17 protein-coding genes and 1 tRNA gene are annotated in these 17,141 nt (G+C 36.7%); 7 read left to right on the top strand and 11 right to left on the bottom strand.

The genetic code is table 11. The features are described from left to right. Positions 1-138 precede the first annotated feature (138 nt). From ACFSQS_RS07550 to ACFSQS_RS07535, 4 genes are all read right to left on the bottom strand, one after another. Positions 139-396: a four helix bundle protein gene (locus ACFSQS_RS07550; protein WP_388016504.1), complete on the bottom strand. Its 258-nt coding sequence runs from the start codon at positions 394-396 to the stop codon at positions 139-141. Between the two features lie 87 nt (positions 397-483). After that, positions 484-1,161 carry a GTP cyclohydrolase I FolE gene (folE, locus tag ACFSQS_RS07545; RefSeq protein WP_388016501.1) on the bottom strand — a complete coding sequence of 226 codons (678 nt, stop codon included), beginning with the start codon at positions 1,159-1,161 and terminating at the stop codon, positions 484-486. Between the two features lie 317 nt (positions 1,162-1,478). Next, a complete protein-coding gene (locus ACFSQS_RS07540) occupies positions 1,479-3,008 on the bottom strand; it encodes an OmpP1/FadL family transporter (protein ID WP_388016498.1) in 1,530 nt (509 codons plus the stop codon). Between the two features lie 32 nt (positions 3,009-3,040). After that, positions 3,041-4,072, bottom strand: a complete 1,032-nt coding sequence (locus ACFSQS_RS07535) for a hypothetical protein (RefSeq protein ID WP_388016495.1) — start codon at positions 4,070-4,072, stop codon at positions 3,041-3,043. A 100-nt stretch (positions 4,073-4,172) separates the two neighbouring features. Here ACFSQS_RS07535 and proS point away from each other — a divergent pair, with 100 nt between their 5' ends. The 4 genes from proS (at position 4,173) to ACFSQS_RS07515 (ending at position 6,676) form a co-directional block, all read left to right on the top strand. Next, complete coding sequence (gene proS, locus ACFSQS_RS07530; RefSeq protein WP_388016492.1) at positions 4,173-5,651, top strand: proline--tRNA ligase; 1,479 nt, start codon at positions 4,173-4,175, stop codon at positions 5,649-5,651. A gap of 151 nt (positions 5,652-5,802) precedes the next feature. Beyond that, positions 5,803-5,874: transfer RNA gene (locus ACFSQS_RS07525), tRNA-Glu, on the top strand. 29 nt (positions 5,875-5,903) lie between these two features. After that, positions 5,904-6,155 (top strand): 30S ribosomal protein S20, encoded by a 252-nt coding sequence (gene rpsT / locus ACFSQS_RS07520; RefSeq protein ID WP_388016489.1) that lies wholly within the window; start codon positions 5,904-5,906, stop codon positions 6,153-6,155. 158 nt (positions 6,156-6,313) lie between these two features. Next, complete coding sequence (locus ACFSQS_RS07515; RefSeq protein WP_388016487.1) at positions 6,314-6,676, top strand: hypothetical protein; 363 nt, start codon at positions 6,314-6,316, stop codon at positions 6,674-6,676. 18 nt (positions 6,677-6,694) lie between these two features. Here the strand turns inward: ACFSQS_RS07515 and ACFSQS_RS07510 are convergent, their stop codons facing one another. Together ACFSQS_RS07510 and rho are read right to left on the bottom strand one after the other, a co-directional pair. Then, positions 6,695-7,123, bottom strand: coding sequence for a hypothetical protein (locus tag ACFSQS_RS07510; RefSeq protein WP_388016484.1), 429 nt, complete (start codon positions 7,121-7,123; stop codon positions 6,695-6,697). 319 nt (positions 7,124-7,442) lie between these two features. Beyond that, on the bottom strand, positions 7,443-9,080 hold the full coding sequence (gene rho, locus ACFSQS_RS07505) for a transcription termination factor Rho (RefSeq protein ID WP_388016481.1): 1,638 nt from the start codon (positions 9,078-9,080) through the stop codon (positions 7,443-7,445). Between the two features lie 197 nt (positions 9,081-9,277). Here rho and ACFSQS_RS07500 point away from each other — a divergent pair, with 197 nt between their 5' ends. Continuing rightward, the gene (locus tag ACFSQS_RS07500; RefSeq protein ID WP_388016478.1) at positions 9,278-9,688 is read left to right on the top strand and encodes a DUF4293 domain-containing protein; all 411 of its coding nucleotides are present in this window, start codon (positions 9,278-9,280) and stop codon (positions 9,686-9,688) included. A gap of 254 nt (positions 9,689-9,942) precedes the next feature. Here ACFSQS_RS07500 and ACFSQS_RS07495 read toward each other — a convergent pair whose 3' ends face one another. Further along, positions 9,943-10,371: an FKBP-type peptidyl-prolyl cis-trans isomerase gene (locus ACFSQS_RS07495; protein WP_388016475.1), complete on the bottom strand. Its 429-nt coding sequence runs from the start codon at positions 10,369-10,371 to the stop codon at positions 9,943-9,945. Between the two features lie 143 nt (positions 10,372-10,514). Beyond that, on the bottom strand, positions 10,515-11,018 hold the full coding sequence (locus ACFSQS_RS07490; protein WP_388016472.1) for a metallophosphoesterase family protein: 504 nt from the start codon (positions 11,016-11,018) through the stop codon (positions 10,515-10,517). A 126-nt stretch (positions 11,019-11,144) separates the two neighbouring features. Here ACFSQS_RS07490 and ACFSQS_RS07485 point away from each other — a divergent pair, with 126 nt between their 5' ends. After that, complete coding sequence (locus tag ACFSQS_RS07485) at positions 11,145-11,441, top strand: DUF805 domain-containing protein (RefSeq protein ID WP_388016469.1); 297 nt, start codon at positions 11,145-11,147, stop codon at positions 11,439-11,441. A gap of 58 nt (positions 11,442-11,499) precedes the next feature. Here ACFSQS_RS07485 and ACFSQS_RS07480 read toward each other — a convergent pair whose 3' ends face one another. Next, positions 11,500-13,686 carry a glutamine synthetase III family protein gene (locus tag ACFSQS_RS07480; protein WP_388016466.1) on the bottom strand — a complete coding sequence of 729 codons (2,187 nt, stop codon included), beginning with the start codon at positions 13,684-13,686 and terminating at the stop codon, positions 11,500-11,502. Positions 13,687-13,942: 256 nt separating this feature from the next. Between ACFSQS_RS07480 and ACFSQS_RS07475 the strand changes: the two genes are divergently transcribed. Next, positions 13,943-14,953 carry a glutamine synthetase beta-grasp domain-containing protein gene (locus ACFSQS_RS07475; RefSeq protein WP_388016463.1) on the top strand — a complete coding sequence of 337 codons (1,011 nt, stop codon included), beginning with the start codon at positions 13,943-13,945 and terminating at the stop codon, positions 14,951-14,953. Between the two features lie 252 nt (positions 14,954-15,205). Here ACFSQS_RS07475 and ACFSQS_RS07470 read toward each other — a convergent pair whose 3' ends face one another. Further along, complete coding sequence (locus tag ACFSQS_RS07470) at positions 15,206-16,243, bottom strand: RluA family pseudouridine synthase (RefSeq protein WP_388016460.1); 1,038 nt, start codon at positions 16,241-16,243, stop codon at positions 15,206-15,208. A 39-nt stretch (positions 16,244-16,282) separates the two neighbouring features. Further along, positions 16,283-16,843, bottom strand: coding sequence for a PASTA domain-containing protein (locus ACFSQS_RS07465; RefSeq protein WP_388016457.1), 561 nt, complete (start codon positions 16,841-16,843; stop codon positions 16,283-16,285). Between the last annotated feature and the right edge of the window lie 298 nt (positions 16,844-17,141).

The raw sequence follows: 17,141 nt of genomic DNA, 5'->3' as shown, positions 1-17,141 counted from the left end.
GTTTAGTTGTTTGCTGTTAAATCGATTGCCTTACGTTTTTAGGAAATGATTTAGTAATGCGTTGTTTTTATTGGTTATCGATTCAACTTCAAATCTAATAGTTTTATAGTTTTCTTCTGAAATAAATTCCAATTCTTTTTAAATTATTGCTTGATTTAATAATTCGAGAGCAGAACTGTATGCCATAGTCATAAAAAAAAGAGCTTTATCTTTATTTGTTAATCTCGCTGTTCCTTCGGCAATATTTGATGAAACTGAGACAGAGCATCGTCTCGTTTGAGAAATTAAACCAAATTTTTCTTCTGAAGGATATAAATCTGTTACTTTATAAGTTTTAACAGCCAATTGAGTTGCTTCTTTCCAAACCTCTAATTTTTCAAAAGAATATACATGCATTTTTTTATCGTTTAGTTGTTTGTCGTTTAGTTGTAAAGCAGATAGTTCAATTCGACTTTACGTCTTAACGACTAAACAAATAACACATTAAAACTTCGTGTCTAACTTAATGTAATCTAAAAATTCTCTGCGCGTTGCCTCTTGTTTAAATTTGCCTCCAAATTCTGAGGTTACCGTGCTGCTTTCAATATCGCGGATCCCTCTGGAGTTTACGCATAAATGTTTGGCGTCGATAACGCAAGCAACATCTTTGGTGTTTAAAACCTCTTGCAATTCTTTTACAATTTGAATGGTTAAGCGCTCTTGAACTTGCGGGCGTTTTGCAAAATAATCGACAATACGATTCATTTTAGATAAGCCAACAACGGTGCCGTTTGATATGTATGCAATGTGTGCTTTCCCCACGATTGGTAATAGATGATGCTCGCAGGTTGAATAAACCGTGATGTTTTTTTCAACCAGCATTTCGCCGTATTTATATTTGTTTTCGAAGGTTGATGCGCTTGGTTTTTTCTTGGGATCCAGCCCTCCAAAAATCTCTTTAACAAACATTTTTGCTACGCGATTTGGTGTGCCGTTTAAACTATCGTCGGTTAAATCTAGGCCCAAGGTTTCCATAATATGGCGCACGTCGTCTTTAATGATATCTATTTTCTCTTCGTTTGAAAGTTTAAAAGCATCATGGCGCAATGGCGTATTTGATGACGTTCCGATGTGGTCGTTTCCTAAAGATTCGAATTCTTCTATTTTATTTTCAATTTTCACCCGTTTATTTTTTTTAATTCTATAACAATCAACTAATTAAAAAAATGAGAACGTGTGCAATCACAGCGTCCTCTCATTAAAAATTTTAAAAAACCCATTTGGGAAGTATTCTTTTTAAAATTTATTAATGTTCGTTTCATCAGTCAAAAAAAAGTCTTATTTCAAGTTTGCAAAGATAAGTAATTCTGTTTTGTTATAATTTAACTTAACAAACAATTATACTTAGTGTTTGTCTATCTTTTACCTGCTTAATTACATAAAAACAAAAAAGCTTGAATATTAAAATTCAAGCTTTTTAGGATATTTATTGTAATGTTTTAAATATTGAAACTTAACGAAAGCGTGAGGTTAGAATTTGTACTATCAATAACAGCAGCATCTGTTAAACCAACGCTGTAAAGTTGGGTTTCGTTTGTTCTGTTAGATTGATCGAAAGTAACATCTAATTTTGTGTTGCCAAAGTTATAACCAACGCCAAAAGAATAGCCTGTTAAATCGCCAACGTTTACGCCGTTTTTATAAGGGCTTTCCTCAAAGCGATAACCCCCTCTAAAACTAAACTGTTTGTGTTTGTACTCGCCACCCAGCCTGTATGTTGAAGCATCTGTTAGCATGTTGCTAATGTTGTTGTTTACGTTGGTGTAATCATTCTCTGGTTTAAACTTTGTACTACTGTAATCTTTTCGCGAATAATCGAAACTTATTAAACCCTGTGTACCAAAAACATAAGCTAAACTACCTGTGATTTTTGAAGGTGTTTGCAGTTTGTATTGTGGGTAAATGTTAACTATTTGTGGGTTAACTTCAATGGCATCAAAATTTCCGGAATCATCAAATCCGTTATCACTTTCAGTATATAAATATTGAGTAGTTTCTTCCTCGATGGTGTACCATGTTGGAGAATCGTAAGTTAATCCAACTCTAAATTCTGGGCTTAGTTTTAAAATACCGCCAAGCTGAAAAGAGAACCCATTTCCTGAAGTAGATAATGTGTTTTCAAACTCAATATAATTTATAATAGACCCTGCATTTACATTCTCTTCAGACAATAAAGTAGAGCGTTGATAATCTATAAAGTGAGAATTTAAGTTTAACCCTAAATACAAATTATCTTTATATTGCGCTGCCATATTAAAAGAAACTTTACCGTTATAACCAGTTGATGAATAGGTGTAATCGTGATTGAAATTGCCGTTTGCTAAATTTGAAGAATAAAGCGTATTAGCATCGTTGTTAATATCATCGGGTTCTAAAATAAAAGACTCAAACCCTAAAAAGGCTTGCTGGTTTGCAAACCCATAAACATTACCAATATCTGCATAGGCATCGGTAAGCGATTCGCCATCTAAAGCCGAAATTTCATCTAACCTTAAACCATCTGCATAATTTAAAAAATACAAATCTATAGATTGGTTGTTGGTATTTGTTCCGAAGGCAAACCAATTATCATTAAAATTATTTGTTTTTTCGTAAGCTATTCCAAAAGTGAATTTTCTCCAAGGTGTATTATTATTACTTGCAAAAACAAATGATGCACCACCTTGATTAATGTCGAAATTAGAATCATTAGTACTTCCGGAGCCATTAAAATATTGCGTGTTATTTGAGGTTTCTAAAGTAGATAATGTAAACGACGCATGGCTTTGGCTAAAAACCGCAGCTCCTGCGGGGTTTAAGCTTACGGCACTCATATCGCCACCAAGCGCACCAAAAGCGCCGCTTAATGCTCTAAAACGAGCGGTTCCCTGTATATTATCTTGCGAATAGCGTAAAGCATCTGTTATATCTTGAGCGTATATTGAAGACATAGATAGGATGCCTATGAATAGTAAATTTAACTTTTTCATATCTTATTAACTTTTTCTTTTTTTGTTGAATTTTATCCGCGTCTTCCTCTTGAAGAACCAGAACTTCTACTTGTACCACTCGAACTTCTGCTGCTTGAAGAAGACCTTGTGGTTGTGCCTGAACTTCTGCTACTCGAAGACGATCTTCTTATGGTTGGGGACGAGCTGGAGCTTCTTCTGGTAGTTCCAGAATTATAAGTACTTGAAGGTCTGGTTGCGGTTCTGTTTCTTCGAACCGAAGGAGTGGACGATCTTGTTGTTGAGTTTCTAGCGGGAGCTGCCGTAGAACGTCGTCTAACCACATTGGTACCAACACGCGAATTTGTAGAACGGTTTCTGTTTATTGTTGCGCTTGAGCTACTTCTTCTTGAAGTATAATATCTTGAATTTGTTGAGTTTACACCGCTTGAGCGACTTGCTAAACTACCACGTCTGCTAGCATTGTAAGCTAAACCGCGGTTGTAATAACGGTTGTTTCCGTAGTATCTGTTGTATCTGTATGGATAGCCGTAATAACCATATCTATATCTATAAGGATTGTAAGCCCAACTATTGTAAAAACCACCATAAAAGCCACCGCCATAAAAAGAAGGATACCAAAAAGAATCATAGTAAGCGTAACGATTCCAACCGTAAAACCCCCAATGGTTATAATAGGGTCTGTGCCACCAATAATTATACCCATAGCTGGGATAAATGTTTATAGATATTTCACTCTGGTCCTGTCCCCAACCCGCATAACCTTGGTAGCTGTTGTTAATAGAATCGTTTTCGGTATAATTATCACCAACATAAGAGTCGATATCTGTAAAAACCGCATCATCGGCCATATTTTCGTACTCTAAAGCTTTGGTTTTAAAATAATTTTGATAGTAGTTATTTTGCGGATTTTCATTAACAACTACAGCAGGCTGCTCTTGTTGCGCAGGTTGTTTGGAAGCACCATAAATACCATCGTTGTCAACGCCAACATAATGATAAGAACCACACGACGATAAACCAAACAGCAAACCCAATATTGCTATAAATGGCATTTTTCTTTTTAAGTAGTTATTAAATTGCATATCTCCAGAATTTTATTGTTGAACATAACAAAAATAGTTAGTTTTGCCGAACTATTTCTTTTATTTAACATAATCACAATATTTGTGCCAAAACAATAATATGAGCAAAAAATTAACTAGTAGAGCAGCAGATTACTCAAAATGGTATAACGAACTGGTTGTTAAGGCTGATTTAGCAGAGAATTCGGCAGTTAGAGGCTGTATGGTAATTAAGCCCTACGGGTATGCAATTTGGGAGAAAATGCAAGCAGAATTAGATAAAATGTTTAAAGAAACAGGACATCAAAATGCATATTTCCCCTTGTTCGTACCAAAAAGTTTATTTGAAGCCGAAGAAAAAAACGCCGAAGGTTTTGCAAAAGAATGTGCTATTGTAACCCATTACAGATTACAGAACGACCCCGACAAACCAGGCAAACTAAGAGTAGATCCTGAAGCCAAACTAGAAGAAGAACTTATTGTAAGGCCAACCAGCGAAGCTATAATCTGGAACACCTACAGAGGCTGGATTCAATCTTACAGAGATTTGCCCATATTGGTAAACCAGTGGGCCAATGTGGTACGCTGGGAAATGCGAACGCGCTTATTTTTACGCACCGCAGAATTTTTATGGCAAGAAGGCCATACCGCCCACGAAACCAAACAAGAAGCCTTAGATGAGGCCGCATTAATGAATAACGTATATGCAACTTTTGTAGAGAAATTTATGGCAATTCCCGTTGTTCAAGGTTTAAAAACCGAAAGCGAACGCTTTGCCGGTGCGGTTGAAACCTTTTGTATTGAAGCTCTAATGCAAGACGGAAAAGCTCTACAAGCCGGAACATCTCATTTTTTAGGTCAGAATTTCGCCAAAGCCTTTGATGTTAAATATGTAAACAAAGAAGGTAAGCAAGACCATGTTTGGGCGACCTCATGGGGCGTATCTACTCGATTAATGGGTGCTTTAATTATGACCCACAGTGATGATAACGGATTGGTATTACCCCCAAGTTTAGCACCAAACCAAGTCGTAATTGTGCCCATTTACAAAAGTGAAGAACAATTAAAAGCCATTACCAATGTGGTAAACGGTATTATGAGCGATTTACGCAAAAAAGGCATAACAGTAAAATACGACAACAGAACCACACACAGACCAGGCGCTAAATTCGCACAGCACGAATTACAAGGCGTTCCCGTTCGACTTGCTATTGGGGCACGAGATTTAGAAAACGGAACTGTTGAGTTAGCACGACGAGATACTTTAACAAAAGAAACGGTTGAATTAAATAAGCTAACGAAAACCGTTGAAAGTTTAATGACCGAAATTCAAGAGAGTTTATTTAACAAAGCTTTGAATTTTAGAAACACCCACACCACTGAGGTAGATACATTTGAAGATTTTAAAACGGTTTTAGAAACAAAAACAGGATTTATTTCTGCTCACTGGGACGGCACATCAGAAACAGAAGACAAAATAAAAGAACTTACAAAAGCGACCATAAGATGTATTCCTTTAGACGCCAAGGAAGAAACTGGTGTTTGTGTGTATAGCGGAAAGCCTTCAAAACGCAGAGTATTGTTCGCAAAAGCGTATTAAACAAATTTTTTAAAAAAAAGTTTAGATAGGTATTGCAAGAGTGGAAAATAGTTGTATTTTTGCATCCGCAATGAGAAAACATTGTGAGTTATTTGAAAAGTTTTTGCAAGTTTAAGTTTTAGTATTTATATTTGCGCACTCAAAAACAAATGGCCCGTTCGTCTATCGGCTAGGACGCCAGGTTTTCATCCTGGTAAGAGGGGTTCGATTCCCCTACGGGCTACAATTTTTTAATATATAGAAAAAAACAAAATGGCAAATCATAAGTCAGCATTAAAAAGAATTAGAAGTAACGAATCCAAGCGTTTACTTAACAGATACCAGCACAAAACTACACGTAACGCCATTAAAAAGCTACGTGAGTTAACAGACAAGAAAGAAGCTGAAAGTATGTTTCCTACTGTAGTATCTATGCTAGATAAATTAGCAAAGAAAAACGTTATACACGCAAATAAAGCAGCTAACTTAAAGTCTGGTTTGGCAAAACACGTTGCTGCACTTTAATTAGATTTAAGGTTTTATAATACATTTAAAAGCTTCTCAAAAATGGGAAGCTTTTTTTTATGCTTTTTTTTAACACCAGTGTAGTGTAAAAGCATTTAAAAATATAAATTTGCAATTGAACTCATTTAAACTTAATCAATCCTAATAATTATAATCTTTTGGAAAACAAAAACGCCATTTCAATAATCGATAAAATCCTAAAAGACCTTGATAAAACGGGTTTTGAATCAGGCACATTAATAGAGGATATTAAAACTTTAAGATCTTATGCTTTAGAGGAACAAGTTCCGCTAGTTGTAAAAGTACTTAGGCTTTCTTACGAACATATTGAAGCAAATAACTCGTTTCTTATACCTATTCCAAACGACGAACCTTTTGATGAAGATGGTAATGTTGAAACCAATGATGCCATTTCTCCTGTTGAAAGCTTAAAATATTTAATATCGCTTATCAGGAACCTTAACAATAAAGCTAACATTGCGGACTTAAAGGAATACAGAGATCTTTTGAACAGGTATTGATTTTAAGGCAGTACTTTTTTACTCCTTACATATTTTACCATCTATGATTATGGATTCGTCTTTAAGCTTTAATGTGGAACGATAGAAAAAGCACTTGCCTTCAATTTTAATTTTTTCAACTAAAATACCACCGTTATGGTTTATAAACTTTTGGTATTCCAGAAGTTTGGTTTTTGCTGAATTATATTTTCCAATATAGGTACAGTCGTCTATCCAATTAAGTGTAATATGTGCCTTATTGGGTATGTTCATGTATTCTAATTCTTTTGGCTTTTCCAATAAAGCTTCGGTCTGATTGTTGCCTCGTCGAGTGATTTTTGTTAGAGACGGTAATGGCTTCTCAATAGTCATTATAAATGTTCCGTTTTTAAAATCTTGACATTCTAAATTTTGGCTAACGGCGTTTAAACCAAAAAGGATGGTGAGAATGAATATGTTTTTTTTCATGTTGTTTTGGTGAGTTGATTGCGATAAGATAATACATTTAATATTTTAATGTTGATTTTGAATTGTTATTAAAAACATTATAATTGGTTGCTACCCCGCGTTAGCGATTGAACGGTTTGTTTGAGCTTCCCGATCCCGACGCTTCGGGAGAGGGAGCGAGTAGTGAAAGCGCGACCCCGATTTTTTTCGGGGTAACGCCCAAATTCTGGATATAATTTTAGTAAAAAACGGAATCATTAGAAGTAATAGCTAAAAAAACCTTAACACTTTTGTGCTAAGGTTTTTTTGAATTTGAGTTAGTCTGTTATATGTGTTTAAGTTATCCGTTCATGGAAATTAAAAATTCTTCGTTGTTTCTGGTTTGTTTGAAACGTTCGTTAATAAACTCCATGGCTTCAACAGGGTTCATGTCTGCTAGGTATTTGCGCATTACCCACATGCGCTGTATGGTGTTTTCGTCTAACAGGATATCGTCGCGACGTGTGCTTGATGATGTTAAATCGATAGCAGGGAATATTCTACGATTTGATATTTTTCTGTCCAATTGCAGCTCCATATTGCCGGTACCTTTAAATTCTTCAAAAATAACCTCGTCCATTTTAGAGCCTGTTTCGGTAAGTGCGGTGGCTATAATGGTTAGCGATCCGCCGTTTTCTATGTTTCTTGCTGCGCCAAAGAAGCGTTTTGGTTTGTGCAGTGCATTGGCATCTACCCCTCCACTTAGTATTTTTCCGGAGGCGGGTTGTACGGTATTGTAAGCTCTGGCCAAACGTGTAATGGAATCTAAAAGAATAACCACATCGTGCCCACATTCTACCAATCGTTTTGCTTTTTCTAAAACAATGTTTGCGATTTTTACGTGCTCGTGCGCTTCTTTATCGAAGGTTGAAGCGATTACTTCGCCACGAACGTTTCGTTGCATATCGGTAACTTCTTCGGGGCGTTCATCAATCAACAAAATCATTTGGTAAACTTCTGGGTGATTTGCCGCTATGGCATTGGCCACATCTTTTAACAACATGGTTTTACCCGTTTTGGGTTGCGACACAATCATACCGCGTTGGCCTTTGCCTATTGGGGCAAACAAATCCATAATTCTGGTAGAAATTGTGGCTTGTTTTTCGGCTATATTAAATTTTTCCTGTGGAAACAATGGCGTTAAATGCTCGAAAGACACACGGTCGCGTACCACATTTGGGTTTTGCCCGTTTATTTTACTAACCTTTATCAAGGGGAAATATTTTTCGCCTTCTTTTGGCGGGCGTACATGCCCTAAAACGGTATCGCCGGTTTTTAAACCGAATAAACGGATTTGCGATTGCGATACATATATATCGTCTGGCGATGATAAATAGTTATAATCTGATGAGCGTAAAAACCCATAGCCATCTTGCATAATATCTAAAACCCCTTCGCTTTCTATAATGGCATCGAATTCAAAATCCGGCTCCCTGTAGCGGTTTCTGCTATCTTTGTTTCCTTTGTCTATATTGCCGTTTTTCTGGTTTTTGTGCTGGTTTTTGTGCTGCGGGTTGCTTTCTCTTTTTTGCTGTTGTTTTTGCTGGCTGTCCTTTTTGTTATCGTTGGCGGGTCTTGGGCTTGGTTTATGTGCCGGTTTGCGTTCTTCTTTCTTTTCTACCGTTACCTCAGCAGGTTGAATGTCTGGGGCTTTACTTGCGTCTTCAGTTTTTTCTTGGTGTTTTGCAGTTTCATTTTTAACAGGTTTTTGCACCCGTTTTCTGGCTTTTTTAACAGGCTTGCTTTCGGGGTTTGCCTCCACAGCCTCTTTGGACTCTATGGCAGCGGTTACCGCTTTTGGATTTGCGGCTTGTTGGTCGAGTATTTGGTAAACCAAATCTAGTTTTTTTAGCGAACGGTATTTTGGGACGTTCAATTTTTTAGCAATCTCCTGTAGTTCTGGGAGTTTCTTTTCTTTTAATTGTGAAATTTCAAACATTGATGTTGAATTGAATAAATATGTTGAATATAATTTTTGATAGTATTCTGAAAATGATTTCTTTAATTTTGAAGAAATAACAACCTGCAATTGTGGCTGTTGGGAATCATTAGTGCAATTATACAACTTTATTTTAATTTTTAGGGTTTATTTTTAAAAGAAACTGTTATTTTTGCGGTCTAGTTTTAATGATAACCATGCTACAACGCGTACAAACCCTATACCTTTTAATTGCCGCAGGCGTTTCTGCGGGATTGATTTTTGTGTTTGAACTATGGACCGCACCCAACTGCTCTAAAGTTTTCGCAACCCATGCAGCCTATGTGCTCGCAGCATTTTTGGCTTCGGCATTTTTATCGATAATAGCTATATTTAGATACAAAAACAGGAAGTCTCAATTTACTCTGGGGCGCCTAAACATAATATTAAACTTTTTTTTACTAGGATTTTTTGTATATCAATCTCTAAGTGTATCTGGAGAAACGGCGGTTTCTAAGAAAGGTATTGGGATGCTTCTTCCTATCGTTTCTATCGTGTTTTTGGCATTAGCCAACAAAGCCATTAAGAAGGATGAAGATCTTGTAAAATCTGTAGATCGATTACGATAAAAACCTAATATCTTAGTAGTATTAGTGCGTTAAAACCCAAAGTGAAAGCTTTGGGTTTTTTTATGCCTGCCTTAATGCCTCCAAAGGATGGAAATACCAACTTTACACAAAATAAATTACATGAATTTTGCCGTAACATTGAGGCTCTTCCCTCTGGGATGTATTTAGTTAAGGCTTGTTTTGGTTTGATTATGTGTATAAAAAAAGCCTAGATTTAATATCTAAGCTTTTTGATTTTTTGCTAAAACGAATGGTTATTTTATCTCAACAAGCTCAAGATCAAAAGTTAAATCCTGTCCCGCTAGCGGATGGTTAGCATCAACAATAATATGATCGTCGTTAACCTCTGCCACACGAAATTGCACTTCTGAACCATCAGGGTTTTTAGAAGCTAATCCCATACCAACTTCAGGGTTAATGTCTTGCGGTAGTTGATTTTTCTCAACTTTATGGAACATCTCTTTTTGTACATCACCATAAGCTTCAGCCGCAGGAATGGTAATGGTTTTTTTCTCGTTTAACTCCATAGAAACAATACCCTTCTCAAAACCAGGAATTAACATCCCTTGTCCTAGAGTTACCTCTAGGGGCTCTCTTTCCAACGAGCTGTCAAAAATTTGACCATTGCTCAATTTTCCTGTGTAATGTACTCTAACGGTATCATTTTCTTTTACTTGACTCATAATATATTTGCTTTTTTCAATTGCTGCAAAGCTACAATTTAAGAAACGATAGCCAATAAATTTGAGGACAAATACTGTAGTTTAGCAAAAAATTAACAAAAGCTGCATTAAAAAATCGGATAGGCAATAATATGTTCGGTACCTTAATATTGGTTTTGTTTTGAAAACTCTATAAGCTCTAAATTATCAATCTTTTCTCCGTCTATAGTAAAACGCAACATGGTACGCGTTTTATGAAAACCGTGTTTTCCTGCAGCACCGGGATTCATGTGCAGCAAACCCAATTTTTTATCGGGCATTACCTTTAAAATATGCGAATGCCCACAGATAAACAATTTAGGCGGGTTCTGCTTTATGGCATCGCGCACCCTTACATTGTAGGCGTTTGGGTAACCGCCAATGTGGGTTATCCAAACATCGACACCTTCGCACATAAAACGGTTGTGCTCTGGAAACTCTGTTCGGGCTTTGGCATGGTCAATATTACCAAAAACCGCTCGTAAGGGTTTTAGTTTTTTTATGGCATCGGTTACTTTTAAATCGCCAATATCGCCGGCGTGCCATACTTCATCGGCTTGTTTTACGTATTTTAAAATAGCGTTGTCTATATAGCTGTGGGTATCAGAAAGCAAAAGTATTTTTGTCATTTGGCATTGCCTGTAAAGTTGGCTTGTAAAGTTATTGATATTTGGTTTTATTTGTAGTAAAACAATGGTTTTAATGTTTTTAATCTAAAATATCAAGTTTAACTTAGAAGCTATTTTATTTAAATTATGAAATATTTAATTACCCCTTTTAAAAAATACTTTGATATTAGTACTAAGGCTAGTATTAAGGAGTTTTGGTACTTTTTTTTGTTTTATACGTTCTTAATAAGCCCAATGTTTGGTTTTTTAAGAGGTTTGTATAATATTAACGACAATATTGCTTTAGTTATTAGAATAGTGCTACTAATACCTTTTATAACTATAGGGTTTAGAAGGCTGAATGATGCAAAAATTAACAAATGGCTATTTTTAATACCGTTTGTAAATTTAATTCTGGCTTCTTCGCCCTCTAAACCACAATAAATTGTTTATAACAAAAACATGGTCAAACCTTATAAAAGGTAGTTTTTTATGAAAAATATTATCTTGTAAACAACAATTCCCTGTATTTAGTTAGCGGCCAAAGCTCATCATCTACAAGTAGCTCCAATTTATCGCAGTGGTAGCGAATTTCTTCAAACAAAGGCTTTACGTTAAAGCAATAGGCATGGGCTTTATCCTCGACATGTGCTATGGCATTGGCTTTTTTCCTTTCGTTTATCATTTTGGTAACCTTCGCATTTATGGTTTCTATGTGGTTTGAAATTTGCTTGATTAAGTTGATTTGCTCTTTGGAAACCTCTTTAAATTCTGAGCCGAATATTTCTTTGAGCCCCTTAACGTTTTCTATTAGGGTATTTTGGTATTTTACGGCTGTTGGCACAATGTGATTACGTGCAATATCACCCAAAACACGACCTTCAATTTGGATTTTCATGATGTAGGTTTCTATTTCTATCTCGTAGCGTGCTTGGGTTTCAACCTTACTCATTACTTTCATTTCTTCAAACAATGCAACACTTTCTTTAGATACTTTGGCCTTTAATGCATCGGGTGTCGTTTTATTGTTGCTAAGCCCTCTTTTTTTGGCTTCTTTTTCCCAAGCCTCTCCGTAACCATTACCTTCAAAAAGAATGCGTTTGGAATCTTTTATGTATTCTCGCAAAACATTAAAAACGGCTTCGTCTTTTTTTAAGCCTTTATCGTCTATAAGTTTATCGACTTCTACTTTAAAATCTTTTAGTTGTTTTGCGACTATTGTGTTTAAAACCGTCATTGGGTCGCCACAATTAGCTGTAGAGCCCACTGCCCTAAACTCAAATTTATTTCCTGTAAAGGCAAAGGGCGATGTACGGTTTCTGTCTGTGTTGTCTAGCATAACATCAGGGATCTTGCCCACCACATTTAGTTTTAGTTGGGTTTTTTCTTGTGGTGATAATTTACCTTTGGTAACGCCTTCCAATTCTTCTAAAACCTTTGTGAGCTGTTCGCCAATAAATACCGAGATAATGGCAGGCGGCGCTTCGTTAGCCCCCAATCTGTGGTCGTTACTAGCAGATGCTATGGTAGCTCTTAAAAGCGCTTCGTGCTTGTTAACTGCTTTTATAGTATTTATAAAAAAGGTTAAAAACTGTAAGTTGCTCATGGGTGTTTTACCCGGAGCCAGCAAATTAACACCCGTATCTGTAGATAGCGACCAGTTGTTGTGCTTACCAGAGCCATTAATGCCTGCAAAGGGTTTTTCGTGAAACAGCACTTTAAAATTGTGGCGAGACGCTACACGTCCCATAATATCCATAAGTAAGGAATTATGATCGACTGCGAGGTTTGCTTCTTCAAAAATTGGTGCCAGTTCAAACTGGTTTGGAGCGACTTCGTTATGTCTTGTTTTTGCAGGAATTCCCAAAAGCATACATTCTGTTTCCAACTCGCGCATAAAGCTTAATGCCCTACTGGGAATGGAGCCAAAATAGTGGTCGTCCAACTGCTGGCCTTTTGCTGCAGAGTGCCCTAACAGTGTTCTGCCTGTTAAGGTTATGTCTGGTCGTGTTGCCGCCAATGTTTTATCAATTAAAAAGTATTCTTGCTCCCATCCTAAAGACGAGCTTACCTTTTTTACGTTTTTGTCAAAGTATTTACAAACTGCAGTTGCGGCCTCATCTACGGCATTCAATGCTTTTAACAAAGGGGTTTTATAATCTAAAGCTTCACCCGTGTAAGCCACAAAAATGGTGGGTACACATAATGTAGTACCGTAAATAAATGCGGGCGAGGTAGGATCCCAAGCTGTATAGCCACGTGCTTCGAAGGTATTGCGAATACCACCGCTTGGAAAACTTGAGGCATCGGGCTCTTGCTGTACCAACTCGCTACCACCAAATTTTTCGATGGACACGCCTTCTCCTATCGTCTCAAAAAAAGCATCGTGCTTTTCTGCAGTTGTACCTGTTAATGGCTGAAACCAGTGGGTATAATGTGTAACACCTTTAGACAATGCCCACTCTTTCATTGAAGAAGAAACCTGATCTGCAATGGTTCTATCTATTTTTTTACCATATTTAATCGCATTCATAACGCCAATAAAAGCATCTTTTGTAAGATATTGACGCATGGTATTTTCGTTAAATACATTTTTGCCAAATATGTCTGAACGACGTTCTTTTTCTTCAACCGGAACAGGTTTTGAAGAAAGCGATTTTTTTATGGCATGGAATCTTAAAGTTGACATTTTATATTATTTTAAGTGTTACAACAAATTTAGGAGCAAAAATAAAGCGCAAAATCCACATAGGCGAAAAAAAAATTATTATTATTAATTTTTCGATTATTTTTTAAAAATGTGCACATACACCAAAATAAACCCTAAAAAAATAGGGGTTAAACAAAAATAAAGTGTAAAAAAACCAAAACACCCCTGCAAAACAAACCAATAACACAATAAATATTATATTTGTGATATTGTTTTTTTAACTAAACTAATTATTATGGCAAAATCTAAATTAGAGTATATATGGCTAGACGGCCATGAACCTACCCAAAACATGAGAAGCAAAACTAAAGTTGTTGAAGATTTTAACGGCAAATTAGAAGATTGCGCAATTTGGTCTTTTGATGGCAGTTCTACCGAACAAGCCTCTGGAGGAGCTTCAGATTGTTTGTTGAAACCCGTAGCTATTTATCCAGACCCAACAAGAAAAAACGGCTACCTGATAATGTGCGAGGTTTTAAGCGCAGACGGAACACCGCACCCCTCTAACGCTAGGGCTAAGATTGATGATGACGATAACGACTTTTGGTTTGGTTTCGAGCAAGAGTATTTTTTAATGGATGCCAAAACCGATTTGCCCTTAGGCTTTCCCCGTGGCGGTTTCCCCGGGCCACAAGGCAAATATTACTGCTCTGTTGGTGGACGCTACACTTGGGGCAGGGATCTTGTTGAAGAACATGCCGATTTATGCATTGATGCCGGTTTAAATTTTGAAGGCATTAACCAAGAAGTTGCTCCAGGACAATGGGAGTTTCAATTATTTTCTAAAGGCGCGAAAAAAGCGGGAGACGAAATTTGGATTGCGCGTTACTTATTAGATAGATTAACCGAAAAATATGGCTATTATATTGAATACCACCCCAAACCCGTAAAAGGTGACTGGAATGGTTCTGGTATGCACGCCAATTTCTCAAACACAACTTTAAGAACTTGCGGCTCTGAAGAAATTTACAAAAAAATATGCGAAGCGTTTAGACCCGTTACCGACGAACATATAGAAGTTTACGGCGAATTTAACGATGAACGCTTAACAGGACTACATGAAACCGCTCATGTATCAGACTTTAGCTTTGGTGTTTCAGACAGAGGTGCATCAATTAGAATACCAATTATTACTGTTGAAAATGGCTGGAAAGGCTGGCTAGAAGATAGGCGTCCCGCATCAAACGGAGACCCTTATAAAATTGCCGAGAGAATTATTAGAACCGTTAAATCTGCTAAAATATAATTATTATAGGTTAACATTTTTTGTTCATAAAAAAGCGCTTGAAATTTGTTTTTTGAGCGTTTTTTGGATTTTGCTCTTCTTTGTGTTCTTTTTATTACCCAAAAAACCAATGCTCTTTTTTAAATTTCAAACAAAAAATCCATATCGTAAAAAAAGTGGTTTTATCTAGGTTAGCTTAAATTTATTAGTTTATTCAATACGAAATCGGCAATTTTACGTGGCTGCAAAAACAACTTGCAATTATTAAAGAGGTTATTGTATTTCTTGGTGCTTAGAGTAGGTTTTCCATTTTTCAATACACTGTTGCATATCGTTAGGGATTGGGCTGTCAAAACGCATAAACTCTCCCGTTTTAGGGTGTTTAAAGCCTAAGGTTTTGGCATGCAGCGCTTGCCTTGGCAACACCTTAAAACAATTATCTACAAACTGTTTATACTTGGTAAATGTGGTACCTTTTAATATTTTATCGCCACCGTAGCGCGCATCGTTAAACAAAGTATGCCCAATATATTTCATGTGTACACGTATTTGGTGCGTCCTGCCCGTTTCTAACTTACACGACACCAAAGTTACGTAGCCTAAACGCTCTAAAACCTTGTAGTGTGTTACGGCTGGTTTGCCTTTATCTGCTTCATCATCAAGAAAAACAGTGTTTTGCAATCGGTTTTTGGGGTGTCGCCCAATGTTACCTTCAATAGTCCCTTCGTTTTCTTGCATATTGCCCCAAACAATGGCAACATATTCGCGTTCGCTAGTTTTTTCGGCAAATTGTAACGATAAATGTGCCATGGCTTTTTCTGTTTTGGCAACCACCAAAAGGCCGCTGGTATCTTTATCAATTCTGTGTACCAAACCTGGGCGTTCGCTGGAATTGTTCGGTAAATTATCGAATCTGTAAATCAATCCATTTATAAGTGTGCCCGAGTAATTGCCGTGACCGGGATGCACCACCATGCCTGCTGGCTTGTTTACTACCAGTAGCGTATCGTCTTCATAAACCACATCCAACGGCATATTTTCGCCTACCAATAAATTCTCAAATGGTGGATGTGCAAACAACACCCTTACTACATCAAAAGGCTTAACTTTGTAATTGGGTTTAACCGGCGTATTGTTAACAAATACACTACCGTTTCTAGCAGCAGCTTGAATTTTGTTTCTTGTGGCGTTTTCAACAAAATTCATTAAGTATTTATCTATACGCAAGGGTGCTTGCCCTTTATCTACGGTAAAAGCATGATGCTCGTATAAATTATCCTCGTCTGGCAATTGTGGTGTATGGTTTTCCATTGTGTTTAATGAATGCGTATTGGCGTATGTTGCTTGACCTTAGTTTGTTGGCCGGTTGCCATTGCCTAAAACCAAATCTATCTTTTCGGTTTTCGGCAACATATCTCCAGCTTTTATAGTTTTACCTTTATGCTGCATTTTCAGCACGACATCTTTACCAATATTATCTACATAAGTAAGCTTACCCACCTTAAAATCTAGGGCTTCCAAGGTTGGTTTGGCTTGCCGTAAAGTACTCTCTAATAAATTGGGCACTCTTACTTTTCGGTAACCCGAAGGGTTTAGCGTTAGGTATATTTTTCTGTTCTTTTTTACTTTAGCACCAACCGGAGGTTCCTGCTCTATTACCGAAAATTTTGGGTAATCTGGATTAAAATTTGCCGAATCCTGTATTTGCATCACTAAATTGTTTTCATTTAACTCAATTTCGGCAACACTTATAGATTTCCCTTTTAAATCAGGTACGGTTTCAAAATCACCATGGTTTGTAGAAGACTTTAACCATTGCAACATTAAAAAGCAAAATACCACCAAAGCCACTATCGCCAATAAAATCTGTTTAAAAAAAGTTTTGCTAACAAGAAATTTAATAATGCTCATGTGCTGTAATTTTCGATACGGCAAATATATAAAAACGTAACTGTTTTTTCTTTTGCAATATATATGATATTTTAGCTTAACTATTAATACTTACGTTTTATTGTAGGTTTTTAGATTGCAAACAAACAATAATTTGGTCTATAGCTTAAATATTTTTGGCGTTACACTCCCGAAACTTCGGGAGGTCGGGCTTTCGGCAGTCGCTCCCTTCTGCGTCGGGGAGCTTCAACAAATGCCTCAATCCCTAACGCGCAGCAGTACTAAAATTAAAATTTAAAACTAGTTTTGTATTATATGG

Origin of the sequence: Gelatiniphilus marinus (assembly GCF_042684345.1) — a bacterium.
Taxonomy (GTDB): Bacteria; Bacteroidota; Bacteroidia; order Flavobacteriales; family Flavobacteriaceae; genus Gelatiniphilus; species Gelatiniphilus marinus.
Note: the sequence above shows the minus strand (reverse complement) of the source record. Positions and strands in the feature narration are given on the sequence as shown.

Bases quoted from the DNA above. Each gene is read 5' to 3' on its own strand.
- ACFSQS_RS07535 (WP_388016495.1), bottom strand. From the start codon at position 4,072: ATGCAATTTAATAACTACTTAAAAAGAAAAATGCCATTTATAGCAATA.
- ACFSQS_RS07480 (WP_388016466.1), bottom strand. From the start codon at position 13,686: ATGTCAACTTTAAGATTCCATGCCATAAAAAAATCGCTTTCTTCAAAA.
- ACFSQS_RS07500 (WP_388016478.1), top strand. From the start codon at position 9,278: ATGCTACAACGCGTACAAACCCTATACCTTTTAATTGCCGCAGGCGTT.
- ACFSQS_RS07540 (WP_388016498.1), bottom strand. From the start codon at position 3,008: ATGAAAAAGTTAAATTTACTATTCATAGGCATCCTATCTATGTCTTCA.
- ACFSQS_RS07490 (WP_388016472.1), bottom strand. From the start codon at position 11,018: ATGACAAAAATACTTTTGCTTTCTGATACCCACAGCTATATAGACAAC.
- ACFSQS_RS07475 (WP_388016463.1), top strand. From the start codon at position 13,943: ATGGCAAAATCTAAATTAGAGTATATATGGCTAGACGGCCATGAACCT.
- ACFSQS_RS07550 (WP_388016504.1), bottom strand. From the start codon at position 396: ATGCATGTATATTCTTTTGAAAAATTAGAGGTTTGGAAAGAAGCAACT.
- ACFSQS_RS07485 (WP_388016469.1), top strand. From the start codon at position 11,145: ATGAAATATTTAATTACCCCTTTTAAAAAATACTTTGATATTAGTACT.
- ACFSQS_RS07465 (WP_388016457.1), bottom strand. From the start codon at position 16,843: ATGAGCATTATTAAATTTCTTGTTAGCAAAACTTTTTTTAAACAGATT.
- ACFSQS_RS07495 (WP_388016475.1), bottom strand. From the start codon at position 10,371: ATGAGTCAAGTAAAAGAAAATGATACCGTTAGAGTACATTACACAGGA.
- ACFSQS_RS07510 (WP_388016484.1), bottom strand. From the start codon at position 7,123: ATGAAAAAAAACATATTCATTCTCACCATCCTTTTTGGTTTAAACGCC.
- proS (WP_388016492.1), top strand. From the start codon at position 4,173: ATGAGCAAAAAATTAACTAGTAGAGCAGCAGATTACTCAAAATGGTAT.
- rpsT (WP_388016489.1), top strand. From the start codon at position 5,904: ATGGCAAATCATAAGTCAGCATTAAAAAGAATTAGAAGTAACGAATCC.
- ACFSQS_RS07470 (WP_388016460.1), bottom strand. From the start codon at position 16,243: ATGGAAAACCATACACCACAATTGCCAGACGAGGATAATTTATACGAG.
- rho (WP_388016481.1), bottom strand. From the start codon at position 9,080: ATGTTTGAAATTTCACAATTAAAAGAAAAGAAACTCCCAGAACTACAG.